Below are 14007 nucleotides of genomic sequence, written 5' to 3'. Positions count from 1 at the left end.
CATGCAGCTAGATACTTTTTTACATCATCTCCATTTCTCTATCGATGAAATTATGCCGAATCATGAGGTGGACTGGAAAGACGCACCGCTTCCTTATAAATTATATCGAAATTTACCTACCATCCCGCTCTCCTTAGAAATCCCATTATCTTTACCGAACTCTTCTACTACACCTACTTTAGATGAGATTGGTCACTACCTTTGGTATTCATTTGGTGTAACACAATTATGTCAGCTAAATAGCGAGAGAAATGTATTACGAAGATCTATTCCTTCAGGTGGTGCTTTATATCCGAATGAATTGTATATCTATTTAAAGATTGACGATTACCCAGACGGCATTTACCATTATGACGCCGCGCATCACCGACTTATTTTACTTCGCGAAGGAAATTTCGATTCTTATTTGGCAGACACACTCGGTAATCGCTGTAATATAGATGATTGTTTCGGTGCTGCATTCGTATCCACTATGTTTTGGAAAAATTTCTTTAAATACAATAATTTTTCATATCGTCTTCAAGGATTAGATAGCGGGGTCCTCATTGGACAATTGCTAGAATGTGCAAAGCAATTCGGTTATACAAACGGCGTATACTTTCAATTTCTAGACCGTGCACTGAACCATTTACTCGGATTGTCAGAAGGTGAAGAAAGTGTGTATGCCGTTATTCCTTTAAGTACAGAGCCAGAAACTAATTGGTTTCACAATGATTACCGTGAAAATAAAACAGTTACTTCTCATGAGTTGTTGCAACAAATTCCGCCGCTCGCACATGAACATTTCATTCGCTCAAAACATGTAGGTGAATATCCGATGATAACAAAAATAAATGAAGCTTCTATGATCGAATCAACAGCACACTTCCAAACACTACATCATGAAGAGCACTATCAACATAATCCGTACGCTGTACAGCTACCAAAAGTAGAACGGTTATCGTATGATTTCCTACAACTTTGTAAAAAACGATATTCTCCTGATGCGGATTTTATTTTAACGAAATGGGATGCAGCTGAGCTCGCTACTTTACTACAAGAAGCGAGCCTTTCCTTCCCCTATTACAACGACCTTGACGGTAAGTATACAAATGAAAATACACGCGTCTCCTTATACGGATGTTTTTATAGCGTGAAAAATATTGAAAACGGAGCTTACGCTTATAACAGTAAAACACATTCCATACAACCAATTCGATATGGAGACCTTCGCTACCCACTTCAGTCTAGTATGACGATGGATAACGTAAACCTTTTTCAAGTACCACTTTGCTTACATGTAGTCGGACAGAAAGATTACTATACACGTGCATTAGGCTATAGAGGATACCGTATTCACCAAATGGAAGCAGGTATACTCGTTCATAAACTCGTTTTTGCTGCAACTGCTATGGGGATGGGCGGGCATCCTTTACTTAGTTTTGATACAAATGCATGTGATCAATTGTACGGAATAGATGCTGGGAATGAAACATCTCTTATTCAAGTTCCAGTTGGGGCATATCGGGCGCGGAATTGGTTAAAAGGGGCTTTGCATAGTTAAAAGCACGCCGATGGACGGCGTGCTTTTTTACTAGATTAACTTAAAAATACTCTTAATTTGTCTAGCAAATAACCAATTTTTCGTACCGTAGTTATCATTTAAACTATCTAAATTGATAGATTGTCCGTTAGCAAACTTTAATTCTAACGTAGTATTTTTGTCATTTGTTTTTAAGTTACTATTTGTAATGTCATCATACTTTAATTTTTCAATCTCAACATATTCGTCTTTTTCTTGTCCAATCACGACATGGTCTTGGAAGAAGAAAAAGACTTCTACTTTTTTACCGAAACAAAATACATTTTTCGTATAAATTAATGTCGCGTTATCAAGTCCGACACATACTTCTTTCATTTCTTCCACAACGTGTCCAAAGTCTTCTTCATGTCTTGCATTTGATTCAGCAATCCATTCTTCGATTGTTTTCATGTTAATTGCCATACTGCGCCCCCTGGTTCGTTCATTGCTTCGTTTAAAAAATAAATACTATATGAAAATATAAGCGATACGTAATATGTTTTCAAGGGGAAACGGTATATTCAAAATAAAGTGAAACTTTAATCAGTGGGGTCTTACTGCCCGCAAATAGCAGGATAAAGTTAAATTTCAAAGTAATATAAAAGGAACACCAATTTCATTAAATTTTAAACGTTTGAACGAGACATTCTTCATCATCAATTAGCTGCGCTCTCTCATCAAATTCAATGTTTAATTCTTTATATACTTTCTTCCAAAACGACACTGCTGGTACATTTTTTAGAAGTTCGATAACGAAATATTGTCCTCTTTTCTCTTCTAGTAAATTCTCAACTACTTGTTTACCGATTCCTTTTCCTTTATATTGATTCAATATGAAAATATCATTAATACCAAAATCATTTTCCTTCTTCAAAAACGGACGTTCCAGTAGTAATAAGAATCCTACAATACTATGATCAACTTTTATAAAATACGGAGTGATTCCGTCATTTTCCCAAAACATATGTAAATCTTTGTATCCAAAAAAACCATTGGCTCCGATAGTTATATTCATAGTGAACTTAGAAAGATCATGAAGATATAATGCGTACAAATTACGTAATATTTCTTTTTCTGATTCTTGAACGGTTTGAAGTGTTGCAAACATTTTTAATAATCCCCTTTCCCATCTATAACTGTTCCTCCCTCTTTATTATTCGCTAAAAAGGTTTACCTCCCTTTGCAAAAAAAATAGCACTTAAAAAGTGCTATTCCGCTCGTCTTGCCGCTTGTTGAATTGGGTCCCACACGCTGTTATATGGTGGTGCGTAACTTAAGTCGACGTCTTCTAAATCATGAATGCTCATTTTATTGAAAAGCGCCATCGCAATCACATCAATACGTTTATCTACACCTTCTTCTCCAATTACTTGCCCGCCCAATAATTGTTTCGTGTCAGAACGGTATAGTAATTTCAAATAAAGTGGTTTTGCATTTGGATAATAGCCCGCCATATTTGTAGAATCTACTTTAACTGTTTTATACGGGATGTTTAGCCCTTTCGCTTCTTTTTCATTTAAGCCTGTTCTTGCGAGCGTCAAATCCATAAATTTAATAATGCCTGTGCCTAACGTGCCTTTAAATGCTCTTCGTTTATCAAGCATATTCAGTCCAGCAAGTCGCCCTTGTTTATTGGCAGTCGTTCCGAGTGGGATATGATCATGAATTTCCTTTATAACGTGGTAATGTGTTGCGCAATCACCAGCTGCATATACGTCTTGCACATTCGTTTGCATATATGCATTTACTTCGATTGCTCCTTTATGATTCTTACGTATATTTGTCCCTTCAAGAAAATCAGTATTTGGCTTCACTCCAACCGACACTAAAACAAGATCTGCTTTATACGTACCTTTATCCGTTTCAATTGCTTCTACTCGTTCATTCCCTTTAAACGCTTTTACATTTTCATTCGTTAAAATTTCAATATTGTGTTTATCTGCTTCTTTATGTATATATTCAGCCATATCTGCATCATAAATCGTACCGATATGATCATTTCGCTCAATCATTCTTACTTTCTTACCAAGTTCGACGAATGTTTCTGCCATCTCTAGTCCGATTGCACCACCGCCAATAATCGTTACATCTTCAACTTTATTCGTTTCTAACGTTTTTAATATGCGCTCAGCATCAGGAATTGTTTTTAAAAGATGAACGCCTTGTAATTCCCGTCCTTCCCATTCTGGCATAACAGGACGCACTCCAGTCGCAATTAATAATCGATCATATGGAAATTCAAAGACATCCTTCGTCTTCGTATGCTCTGCGTACACCATTTTCTTTTCCGTATCTACTTTCGTTACTTCATGACGCACTTTCGCATCAATTCCATATTTCTCACGAAACGTCTTTACGTTGCGCGCGATTAACTTTTCAGTTGAAGCGATAGCACCACTAATGACATACGGTAATCCACACTGAGCGTACGAATAAATTTCACCTTTTTCTAAAGTTACAACATTTGCATCTTCATCGTTTCTAACAATTTGCATCGCTGCACTCATACCAGCTGCATCTCCGCCAATAATGACATAGTTCACTTTACCACTCCTTCTTTTTTACATACTCTTTACGTTTTCCATATTTTATAGAAATAACACCTACTTCCATTGTAAAGAAAGAGAATTTCATCTTCAAATTTTGTGCACAAACTTATGTATGAATAGGTACCTGTCGTGTCTTATAAACAACATGTTTAATATCCTATAACAGTAACCAGTTGAAAGTAGGTGAAACATACATGTGCGCCGGCCTTCTCGTCCAGCTTCCAGAGGAACCGATAGAACCGAAACCCGCCCTCCCGCTTGAACAGGAGTTTACCGTTAGTGTAACTTTATACAGTGCTCGTGCTTGGTTATCTGACAATGACACTTTCTCACAAACTATTTGGAAAGCTACCCGCTTCGCTTCTGCATCACATGCTCGCAAGGCCATCTTTCCAGTCGGTACTGTTAAAATTTTAAATTTTTCTGACGATACAATAACAGTTACTGCATCCTCAGAATCAGATGATGCTCTTAAAATAATCGTCCCTCCTCATTCTGAAGCTGCTTTAACGTCTAGTTCTTTATCTGATGTGCAAGCCAGTACATCAGGAGGGGCAAGTAAAGTCACATTTCTCTTTCATATCTTTTTCTCTAGGGAACCTCGTCCAGCCAAATAACGATAGAAAAGGTACAGCAATATACACTGTACCTTTTTCACGCGCTCTATTCTCTTGATTTGATTAGTTCAATATTATAAGTTTCGATATCTGTTAACTTTCCTGTAAAATAAGGATTTTCTCTATACCAAGACTGTTTTGCAAAATACACTTGCATATCTTTCGTTTGAAAAATATGTCCATGCCTTGCATATATTTCATTTCTAGCAATTTTCAACTGCTCTTTCGATAAATATGTTAAATCTGCGCTCGTTAATTTTCGAATATCACTATCAGGAAAGATGAAACCATTATATACATACTCAGTCGCGGGCGTTGGAGTAACATTATAAACAACTGGTTTTTCTGTACTTTTCTTTTGAAATGGAAGATTATAAGACGAAAGTGCCGTTACCGTCTCTACTTTTGTCGTTTCCCGTCCACTTTCTCCATTTCGTTCTAAATAAATCGTCGCACTTCCATCAGTCGCTACAGGCCCCCATGTAATTTCTTCTCCTGCCAGCGCTGTAACTGGTTTTTGATTTACGTACAATGTTGCACCAGGCGCGTTCGTTTGAACTGTAATATATTGACCTTGCAACGTTAAATCTACCGTTACGTTATTTTGGCTTTGTTTCATAAGTACAACCTTTTCCTCACGCGATAGTTTTACGTAGTCATTTTTATACTCTGATTGAAACACTTGATTTCCCGGAAGAAATGGCCCATATTGCTTCTCAAACTTTTTGTCATCTGTCTTATCAATTTCTTTTCCGTTCATTTTTAACGATACGTCTTTTTCATTTGTAAGCAAAGTTGTATAGTACGTCTTCGCTTTCAATTTATATCGATCAAATATAAAGAAATACTTTCCGTCTTTCGTTAATGAAAAATCAGCTTTTTCTATTCCGTCCCGTTGTTTTTCACCTTGTCTCAAATATTGTTTTAATTCATTTACGTAAGATGGATTTTCTTTTATATATGAAAATAGAGGCGTTACGCTCTCTCTCGTTATCATAACCGATGGATCATCTGCCGTAACGATCTCAGCTAATTTCTCTCCGTCCCTCTCTTGTAAAATCCTAATCATCCGGTCTACTTGTGCCACCTGCGTATAATACGACGATCCGTACAAATACAATCCAATAATCGCTATAACAAATAGCGCTAACAGTGTAATGCCAACTTTTGCACCACCGCTCATGTTCTTCTTTACTACAGAACGTCCCCTCTTCGTCCCGCAGTTTTGACAAAATTGCACACCATCTTCAAACTGAATTCCGCACTTTGTACATACATTCATCCAGTCAACCACCTTTTCATTAGAAGCCAGTTATTCCCTGTGTTAAGGCTTGAATTATCGTGCTAATGTAAGACCAAAGTACAATGAATGTTGCAATTCCAATTAAAACATTTGCAATAATAAGTGTGTAAACGAGATCTAATCCGCCATTGTCTAGCTTTAATACGGCTACAGTTATACTAATCCCTATATAAGTTGCAGCTACGGATAATAATATCGGTAAGAAAAAGATTAATAAGAAACTAAAAAGAAAAGAAAGGACTAATATGACAATAGCCGGCGTCGCTATCGTTCCCCATATACCGAATACTTCAAGAAACGAAAAAGATGATTTCATCATCTTACCACTTACAAAAATAATAAATCCGACAAATAAAGTTAAAATTAATAAAAAGAAAAAGACCGTTATAGATTCTACAAAAAACGTGGGAGTAGATATATCTGGTGCAAATGTTCTCGTAACTGCTGATGCTGCACTCATCATTCTATAAAAAATACATGCTCCTAAAAAACAAATAAGAACAAGACTTACAATTCCATTTCGTACTTCAATAGCGCCGCTTTGCATAATCGCTGTCGGTGCTTGTAATGCATGTTTAAAAAATTGAAAATAGCCGCTCGCAAACCGCTTCGCTTGCTCTACCGTTTCATTTTGCCGAGCTTCCTTTGCTTGTTCCGGCCCTTCTTCTTGGCCACTACTTGCCACTACTTCTTCCGTTAACGAATGTCCACAATTCCCGCAAAATTTTGCCTCCGCTGCATTTTCTGTATGACATGACGGACATTTCATTCTCTTATCCCTCCTTAAGGATATACCGTATAGGGTGTTACAAATTCAATATATGAATTTGTACATAAAACATGACTACAAGAAAAAGATTCTGAAATCCTTCTTCCGAAAGAAAATATATGTGCTAGTAATCTTGAAAAAAAATGCTATTATGAAACAGAATAAATAATATTTTTAACAGATTGGATGACTGGCAATGGAATTGGTAAACTCAATTTTTCAAATACTCCTTACAAGCGTAATCCAATTATTATCTTTAATTGGCGTTATCATTGTAATTGGATTTCTATTAGGCTATTTAGAATCTCTCACACGGATGTATTGGTCGAGAGCTTTTGGACGAAAAGGATTCCTATTAACGGCTTGGATCGGTGTTCCTATTCACGAACTTGGACATGCCATTATGTGCGTGCTGTTCCGTCATAAGATTGTAGCAACGCAGTTCTTCCCGACAGATACAAGTCAAGGGGCTTTAGGTTACGTACAACATCAATACAATCAAAAAAGTGTATATCAACGAATTGGGAACTTCTTCATTGGAATTGGTCCTATTATTTCTGGTATTACTGCGTTAATCCTTTTAATGCGCTATTTCGTACCGAATTCATATTTCTTATTTAATACAACTCTCGAAAAAACAATCGCTTCTACTTCTATTAATATAGAAATGGTTCAAAACATGCTCTTGTCGACGTTTGTATTATTGAAAAGCTTATTTACAATAAGTAATTTATTGAATCCTTCCTTTTGGCTATTTTTATTTATCGCCATTTGTATTTCTGCACATATCGCTTTAAGTAAACCAGACATTAAAGGATCAATAGACGGTGTTGTCGTCATGTTTATCGTGTTATTTTTATTCAACATAATAGCAGGACTGTTTCAATACGACAGTAATCAGCTAATTGGACAGGTTATGAAATATAATATGTATCTCATTGCGTTTTCTAGTGTGGCACTGCTGTTCTCTTGTCTTTCTACACTCGTTAGTTTTTCGTTTTATAAAATAAGAAGAGGGCGTTCTTTTTGAACGCCCTCTTCTTATTAATTATTCCCCTTATAATCACAATGCTCAACGGGCACACGAGCATGCCCTTCTTCATCGGTACACCATGACTGTGATTGGAATGCAAGAAAGATACCAATCCATTCTTCTTCCTTTTCAAAGTGAATGAGTATTCCTCCGTCTTGCCATATGCCATCATCACCTTGCCATTTTTCTACATTCCCTTGATTCATATGAATATCATGTATACCGTTTCCTGGTTTGAAATGAAAATAGGAATCTGGTGTATTTTCTTCTGGTCCCCATCTTTCACCAAACGCGTAAATAATTGCTTTTTCTTCTATTGCTCGTTTTATATAACGTTCTATTTTTTCATTTAAATCATTATCTGCTCCTGCTTTTTCGGGAGGCAAAGGAATCATTTGATTTGAGTCAAATAGATTTCCTCTTACATAATCTAAAGCTACTTTCGGTTCATTGTTTTTTATTTCTGTAAAACCGAATGGTAATGTCGGTAAAATATGAATCGCCTCTGACTTAATATTGTTACTCGCAAAATATAAAACTTCTGACGGATAGCTTTGCGATTTTACGTTAATTGCAATACGATAATTTACTCCTGTCTCGCCCTGTAAATGAACTTGATAATGAGGTGTTTTCCCTTTTCCAATCTTTGATTGTATAACTGTACCTTTTAACACACCGTAGTTTTTTAGGGGCATACATTTCATCTCCTATTCATTTAGTAGAAGCTATTCATATTTAAATCATTATCCACTCATAAAAAAAATCCTCCTATGTTAGGAGGATTTTTAATTTCTCAACATATACCAAACAATAACTTCTACCACTACAAGCAAAACCGCACCAAAGATCATTAACGTCGTCTTCTTTAATAGTTCATTTTCACGGTAAGGGATATTACATAAGTAAGCACCTAGTGTAATCCGTGATGGGCAAGCAATTGTCGCTACTGATGATGCGGTGTTTTGAAGTGTTGTGACATATTGCCACGGGAGTGCTACGTTTTGTGCGGTTTGCATTTGTAGTTTTATAAACATTGCATTTGATCCTGCGTTACTACCTGTTAAAAATCCACCAATAGCGCCAATAAACGGAGCAACGAAAACGAAAAAGGTTCCAAATGTTTCACCAGCTGTCTTTGCGAGTAATGAATGCATGCCAGATGCACCCATTAGTTCTGAAATGGCGATAAACATTGTCGTCGTAATAGCAAATGGAATCCATTGTTTAATCGTTTGTGAGAGTGATTGTTTAATAATATTAGACGGGATGCGGAAGAAAATAATAGTAAATAAGCAAGTCATACCGAGCCAAAATCCTGGTGAATATAGTAACTCTAGTTTGTAAGAGTATGATTTCAAATCAAGAACCGCATATGATCTGAACAAATCATGTAATGCTGGAACGAGGCGAGAAAGTAAAATACAAACTGTTAGAAATATATAAGGGCTAATAATTTTTATAATGGATACTTCTCTCTCCGTTGCAGCCGCATGTTCTGTTATAAGATTTTGCCCACTTTTTCCTTTTAATTTAATGATAAAAAAGCCAAAGGTAATCGTAACGATAGAACTTAATATCCCGGCTAGTTCAACACTTACGTACGCATTAGAAAGATAGATTCCGAGAGAAAATAATAGAAAGAACCCTACTCCTTCTTTCCACTTTTCTATAACCGCTTGCCAGCCGCCAACAACGTGTAAAGAAAGAATAACGAAGTAAGCAAACATCGGAATACTTAATAGCGCTGTATTTGTGCCAAGTGTTGTAAGAGGCATATTTATTAGCTGCGAACCGATAATCGTACCAGTTGCCATTGCGCCCCATGAACTAGCTAGTAAGCCGATGAATGAGAGTAGTACAGCTTGAAATGGTTTATATCCTAATGAAAGAAAAATAGGTGCTGCAACCATGAAGCCAATACCGAATCCACTTACTGATTCAATAAGCGGGCAAATGCCAAAACACATAAGCAGCATTTGTAATAAGCGATCCTGAGTAACTGCTTCTAGAAAACGTGCTACTTGATCGATGTACCCCATTTTGTTCATGAGGTGAAATAAAAAAATACCGAAAAATAAAACGTACCCGACAATAAAACAAATTAACCATCCTTTAATCGTTGCGTGCACAGTTTCACTTATCCCTAATTGAAACATTGGCGAGAGTAAAACGATTCCAACAGACACAGCATAAGAAATTAACGAGGACCTTAATGACGTTTGTTTAAATAAAAATAAACAAATGAAAATCATCATAATTGGGATAAGTGCCAACAATATGGCCATGTTATCATCTCATTTCGTTTAAAATACAATTTTTAACTATTATATAACAGATACTATAATTTTCAATTATTTTTACAACAGATTCAAAAAAGGAACCAAACGGCTCCTTTTCATTCACTCCCATTTTCTATTATCCTGAAAAACTGTCTGCTTTCCGACTATTTCTTTCAACACAACAAACACAATGTAAGTACATATTGCTTGCAATATAATATTCCAAAATTTCATTAATGTAAATGAATGAATCCGTAGAAATAATTCGTTTAATAATACAATCGAAACGATACTAAATAATTCTATACTAATCGAAAATAGACATATTTCTAAAATAGACTGTTCTTGAATGCGATTTAAGTTGGAAAAGATGAATACATACCCTAAAAATAGAGCCATTAACTCTATTTTCGTCATGCTAATGAGCCAAGCGTATAGCGGTACAGTTAAGAATAGATATAGTAGTTTACGTCTTAGCATGCCTTCTCACCCTCTAAATTATATGTATTTTCTGTATATTTTAACATTTATTACGCAAAACAAAAAGAAGAGACTACGCCTCTTCTTTTTGTTTTGTTGCATATATTAATTCACATATTTCTTCTTGCTTTTCATTTTCTAAAAGCTCAATGATCTTACTTCCAACGACAACTCCGTCGCATATTGTAACCATTTCTTCTACATGTTCTTTTGTTGAAATACCGAACCCTGCCACTACCGGTAAATGCGTATGTGATTTTACTTTTTCTAAGTAACTATGAATCTCACCTTTAAAGTTTTGACGTACTCCTGTTACGCCCGCTACTGTAACTGCGTAAACAAATCCTTTTGATTCACTCGTAATTTTTTCGATTCGCTCAATTGGGCTCGTGATGGTAACGAGTGGAATTAGCGCAACGTTTGCCTCTCGAAGGAGCGGTGCAATAATGTCTTGTTCTTCATATGGTAGGTCTGGAACGATGATGCCATCTACCCCTGCTTCTATACAGTTTTCGATGAATCGTTCTTTTCCGAATGCGAGTACTGGATTTAAATATGTCATGAGTACAAACGGAATTTGCACTTCTTTCCTTACCTCTATTAATGCTTGAAAAATGCCTTTTACTGTTACACCGCTATCTAGCGCTCGCTTCCCTGCTCTTTGAATTGTTGGGCCATCTGCAACTGGATCTGAAAACGGGATGCCGATTTCAACGATGCTTGCTCCTGCTTCGTCTAGAAAACGAATTCTTTCTTTTAATTTTTCAAGGCCACCATCTCCGCCCATTACGTACGGAATAAATGCTTTCTTACCATTTTCAAACGCTGCTGTAATTTTTTCGACTCCCATTTTTTACACCTCTTCCATATAACGTTTTATACTCTCTACATCTTTATCTCCGCGGCCAGATAAACAAATGACAAGCCCTTCGTCTTTCTTCATTTGCGGCGCTAATTTTAAAGCGTATGCGACAGCATGTGAGCTTTCTAAAGCCGGAATAATCCCTTCTTTTTTCGTTAATAATTGAAATGCTTCTAACGCTTCATCATCTGTAATCGAATGATAAGAAACACGGCCAATATCTTTTAGTAAGCTATGTTCTGGCCCAACACCCGGGTAATCGAGCCCTGCTGAAATAGAATGAGCTTCTTGAATTTGTCCTTCTTCATTTTGCAGAAGGTACATCATCGATCCGTGTAAAACCCCAACGCTTCCTTTCGTTAAAGTAGCTGCGTGCTGTTCTGTATGAACGCCTTTCCCTGCTGCTTCTACGCCGTAAAGAGCAACTTCTTCATCGTGTACGAATGGATAAAACATACCCATCGCATTACTACCACCGCCAATACAAGCAACGACTGCTTCTGGTAACTTTCCTTCTAACTCCTCATATTGTTTTTTCGTTTCATTTCCAATTACACTTTGGAAATCACGGACAATTTGCGGGAATGGATGTGGTCCGAGAACAGATCCCATAATGTAGTGCGTATCGTGCACGTGTGCAACCCAGTAACGAAGCGCCTCATTTACCGCATCTTTTAATGTGCCGCTACCTGCCGCTACACTTTCTACTTTCGCTCCGAGTAATTCCATTCGGAACACATTTAATTTTTGACGTCTCACATCTTCTTCTCCCATAAAGATGACACATTCTAATCCGAGTAGGGCACATACAGTAGCGGTTGCCACTCCGTGTTGTCCAGCCCCTGTTTCAGCGACAACTTTTTTCTTGCCCATTCGTACTGCAAGTAGTGCCTGACCGATTGTATTGTTAATTTTATGAGCTCCTGTATGGTTCAAATCTTCACGTTTTAAATAAATCTTTGCACCACCGCAATACTTCGTCATATTTTCAGCGAAATAAAGCGGTGTTTCTCTTCCAACGTACGTTTTTAAATAATGATTTAATTCCTTTTGAAACGCTTCATCTTGCATCGCTTCTTTATATGCTTCTTCTAGTTCTAATACAGATTGCATTAACGTTTCTGGAACGTATCGTCCTCCATATATACCGTAGTGACCTTTTTCATCTGGATATGCGTAATTCATTTGGAACACTCCTTCGCTTGTTTAATAAATTGTTTTATTTTCTTTAGATCTTTCTTTCCTTCTGTCTCTACTCCGCTACTTACATCGACCATGTATGGCTGAATAGTTCGAATCGCTTCTTCTATATTAAGAGCGTTTAATCCACCAGCTAATATCGTTTTCTCTCGCAACTCTTCTGGCATATGCACAAGTAGTTCCCATGAAAATGTCTTCCCATTTCCTCCGTGAAACTTTTCTTTCGGGCTATCAAACAATATATAATCCGTTTCATATGTTTGAGCATTTTTCATATCACTTTCTGAAGTTACTCCTAGTGATTTTATAGACGGAATATTCAATCTTCTAATTTGATAATTATCTTCATCTCCATGTAGTTGTACATGTGTTAACCCGCACTCATCTGCAATTTTCTGGATCACTTCTACTGATTCATTTACGAAAACACCGATTTTTAACACGTTGGCTGGAAGCTCCTGAATGATTTCTTCCGCTCTCTTTGGAGTGATTTTCCGCTTACTTTCTGCAAAAACAAATCCGAGTGCATCTGCGCCGTATTCGCAAGCACGTTTTGCTGTTTCCATATCAGTGATGCCGCAAATTTTCACTTTCATATATTCACCTTACAGTCTTCAAAAAAGTTACTAATAGAAGATGATGTCATAAGTGCCTCTCCAATTAATACACCTTTTGCTCCTGCTTTTTTAACACGAATAATATCCTCTTTTAAATGAATCCCGCTTTCACTAATCCAAAGTAGTTTCTCCTCATTCAATCTTTTTCCAAGCTTTTCAGTTTGGCTTAAATCTACTTCGAACGTTTTTAAATTACGATTATTAATGCCAATAACGTGCGGATTTAATACAATCGCAGTTTCTAATTCCTGTTCATCATGAACTTCAACAATCGCTTCCAATCCTTTTTCTAACACGTAGCTATACAACTCTTTTAACTTCTCTTTCGTTAACGCTGCTACAATTAGTAAAATAATATCTGCTCCCGCTTCATACGCTCTATCGATTTGAATCTTATCGATTATGAAATCTTTACATAAAAGCGGAATGTTACTTTCTTCTCTTGCTGTTTGTAAATCGTGAAACGATCCTTTAAAAAATTGACCATCTGTTAAAACAGAAACTGCTCCTGCACCACATTTCTCATATGTTTCCACTTGTCTTCGTACGTCAACGTGTAAATTGATATCTCCTTTTGATGGTGATGCTCGCTTTACTTCTGCAATGACAGTAAACTGCTGTAACGCTTCTACAAGTGAATGTGTCTTTCTTTTTGCTTTTACTGGTGTATATATTTCATATAACTCCGTAACTTCCTTTTTCTTCTGTTCTACAATTTTATCTAAAATCGTCCCCAC

The 14007-nt window shown here is 36.6% G+C and carries 15 protein-coding genes; 3 read left to right on the top strand and 12 right to left on the bottom strand.

Annotated features, from left to right (window positions below; genetic code table 11):
* Position 1: 1 nt before the first annotated feature.
* Positions 2-1543 carry a SagB family peptide dehydrogenase gene (locus N2V80_RS06385; RefSeq protein ID WP_061654706.1) on the top strand — a complete coding sequence of 514 codons (1542 nt, stop codon included), beginning with the start codon at positions 2-4 and terminating at the stop codon, positions 1541-1543.
* Between the two features lie 30 nt (positions 1544-1573).
* Here N2V80_RS06385 and N2V80_RS06380 read toward each other — a convergent pair whose 3' ends face one another.
* The 3 genes from N2V80_RS06380 to N2V80_RS06370 form a co-directional block, all read right to left on the bottom strand.
* Positions 1574-1984 (bottom strand): DUF3908 family protein, encoded by a 411-nt coding sequence (locus N2V80_RS06380; protein ID WP_000996783.1) that lies wholly within the window; start codon positions 1982-1984, stop codon positions 1574-1576.
* A gap of 196 nt (positions 1985-2180) precedes the next feature.
* Positions 2181-2669, bottom strand: coding sequence for a GNAT family N-acetyltransferase (locus tag N2V80_RS06375; RefSeq protein WP_000458343.1), 489 nt, complete (start codon positions 2667-2669; stop codon positions 2181-2183).
* Between the two features lie 100 nt (positions 2670-2769).
* Complete coding sequence (locus N2V80_RS06370; RefSeq protein WP_001110198.1) at positions 2770-4104, bottom strand: CoA-disulfide reductase; 1335 nt, start codon at positions 4102-4104, stop codon at positions 2770-2772.
* Between the two features lie 200 nt (positions 4105-4304).
* Between N2V80_RS06370 and N2V80_RS06365 the strand changes: the two genes are divergently transcribed.
* Positions 4305-4727 carry a hypothetical protein gene (locus N2V80_RS06365; protein WP_000332420.1) on the top strand — a complete coding sequence of 141 codons (423 nt, stop codon included), beginning with the start codon at positions 4305-4307 and terminating at the stop codon, positions 4725-4727.
* A gap of 46 nt (positions 4728-4773) precedes the next feature.
* Here N2V80_RS06365 and N2V80_RS06360 read toward each other — a convergent pair whose 3' ends face one another.
* Both N2V80_RS06360 and N2V80_RS06355 read right to left on the bottom strand, forming a co-directional pair.
* Complete coding sequence (locus N2V80_RS06360; RefSeq protein ID WP_061654707.1) at positions 4774-6009, bottom strand: TcaA 3rd/4th domain-containing protein; 1236 nt, start codon at positions 6007-6009, stop codon at positions 4774-4776.
* Positions 6010-6028: 19 nt separating this feature from the next.
* On the bottom strand, positions 6029-6799 hold the full coding sequence (locus N2V80_RS06355; protein WP_000650085.1) for a zinc ribbon domain-containing protein: 771 nt from the start codon (positions 6797-6799) through the stop codon (positions 6029-6031).
* A 196-nt stretch (positions 6800-6995) separates the two neighbouring features.
* Between N2V80_RS06355 and N2V80_RS06350 the strand changes: the two genes are divergently transcribed.
* Entirely contained in the window at positions 6996-7829 is an 834-nt protein-coding gene (locus tag N2V80_RS06350; protein ID WP_061654708.1) for a hypothetical protein, read from the top strand.
* Positions 7830-7843: 14 nt separating this feature from the next.
* Here N2V80_RS06350 and N2V80_RS06345 read toward each other — a convergent pair whose 3' ends face one another.
* The 7 genes from N2V80_RS06345 to trpC form a co-directional block, all read right to left on the bottom strand.
* On the bottom strand, positions 7844-8527 hold the full coding sequence (locus tag N2V80_RS06345; protein WP_001128613.1) for a DUF2278 family protein: 684 nt from the start codon (positions 8525-8527) through the stop codon (positions 7844-7846).
* Between the two features lie 90 nt (positions 8528-8617).
* Positions 8618-10117 carry an L-lactate permease gene (locus N2V80_RS06340; RefSeq protein WP_000996243.1) on the bottom strand — a complete coding sequence of 500 codons (1500 nt, stop codon included), beginning with the start codon at positions 10115-10117 and terminating at the stop codon, positions 8618-8620.
* 114 nt (positions 10118-10231) lie between these two features.
* A complete protein-coding gene (locus N2V80_RS06335; protein ID WP_000946131.1) occupies positions 10232-10591 on the bottom strand; it encodes a DUF4029 domain-containing protein in 360 nt (119 codons plus the stop codon).
* A 73-nt stretch (positions 10592-10664) separates the two neighbouring features.
* On the bottom strand, positions 10665-11441 hold the full coding sequence (gene trpA, locus N2V80_RS06330) for a tryptophan synthase subunit alpha (protein ID WP_000537852.1): 777 nt from the start codon (positions 11439-11441) through the stop codon (positions 10665-10667).
* 3 nt (positions 11442-11444) lie between these two features.
* Positions 11445-12638: a tryptophan synthase subunit beta gene (trpB, locus tag N2V80_RS06325; RefSeq protein WP_001105021.1), complete on the bottom strand. Its 1194-nt coding sequence runs from the start codon at positions 12636-12638 to the stop codon at positions 11445-11447.
* Complete coding sequence (locus N2V80_RS06320) at positions 12635-13249, bottom strand: phosphoribosylanthranilate isomerase (protein WP_000865122.1); 615 nt, start codon at positions 13247-13249, stop codon at positions 12635-12637. Before N2V80_RS06320 ends, trpB begins: the two co-directional genes overlap by 4 nt.
* Positions 13246-14007: an indole-3-glycerol phosphate synthase TrpC gene (gene trpC, locus N2V80_RS06315; protein ID WP_061654709.1), complete on the bottom strand. Its 762-nt coding sequence runs from the start codon at positions 14005-14007 to the stop codon at positions 13246-13248. Before trpC ends, N2V80_RS06320 begins: the two co-directional genes overlap by 4 nt.

It is taken from the genome of Bacillus sp. FSL W8-0640, assembly GCF_038007725.1.
GTDB classification, from domain to species: Bacteria; Bacillota; Bacilli; order Bacillales; family Bacillaceae_G; genus Bacillus_A; species Bacillus_A cereus.
The sequence above is the reverse complement of the archived record's forward strand: the minus strand, read 5'-3'. Positions and strand labels throughout refer to the sequence as shown.

Excerpts from the sequence above, each read along its gene's own strand:
- N2V80_RS06335 (WP_000946131.1), bottom strand. The coding sequence starts at position 10,591 with ATGCTAAGACGTAAACTACTATATCTATTCTTAACTGTACCGCTATAC.
- trpB (WP_001105021.1), bottom strand. The coding sequence starts at position 12,638 with ATGAATTACGCATATCCAGATGAAAAAGGTCACTACGGTATATATGGA.
- N2V80_RS06320 (WP_000865122.1), bottom strand. The coding sequence starts at position 13,249 with ATGAAAGTGAAAATTTGCGGCATCACTGATATGGAAACAGCAAAACGT.
- N2V80_RS06355 (WP_000650085.1), bottom strand. The coding sequence starts at position 6,799 with ATGAAATGTCCGTCATGTCATACAGAAAATGCAGCGGAGGCAAAATTT.
- N2V80_RS06375 (WP_000458343.1), bottom strand. The coding sequence starts at position 2,669 with ATGTTTGCAACACTTCAAACCGTTCAAGAATCAGAAAAAGAAATATTA.
- N2V80_RS06365 (WP_000332420.1), top strand. The coding sequence starts at position 4,305 with ATGTGCGCCGGCCTTCTCGTCCAGCTTCCAGAGGAACCGATAGAACCG.
- N2V80_RS06350 (WP_061654708.1), top strand. The coding sequence starts at position 6,996 with ATGGAATTGGTAAACTCAATTTTTCAAATACTCCTTACAAGCGTAATC.
- N2V80_RS06345 (WP_001128613.1), bottom strand. The coding sequence starts at position 8,527 with ATGCCCCTAAAAAACTACGGTGTGTTAAAAGGTACAGTTATACAATCA.
- N2V80_RS06380 (WP_000996783.1), bottom strand. The coding sequence starts at position 1,984 with ATGGCAATTAACATGAAAACAATCGAAGAATGGATTGCTGAATCAAAT.
- N2V80_RS06360 (WP_061654707.1), bottom strand. The coding sequence starts at position 6,009 with ATGAATGTATGTACAAAGTGCGGAATTCAGTTTGAAGATGGTGTGCAA.
- N2V80_RS06385 (WP_061654706.1), top strand. The coding sequence starts at position 2 with ATGCAGCTAGATACTTTTTTACATCATCTCCATTTCTCTATCGATGAA.
- trpA (WP_000537852.1), bottom strand. The coding sequence starts at position 11,441 with ATGGGAGTCGAAAAAATTACAGCAGCGTTTGAAAATGGTAAGAAAGCA.
- N2V80_RS06340 (WP_000996243.1), bottom strand. The coding sequence starts at position 10,117 with ATGGCCATATTGTTGGCACTTATCCCAATTATGATGATTTTCATTTGT.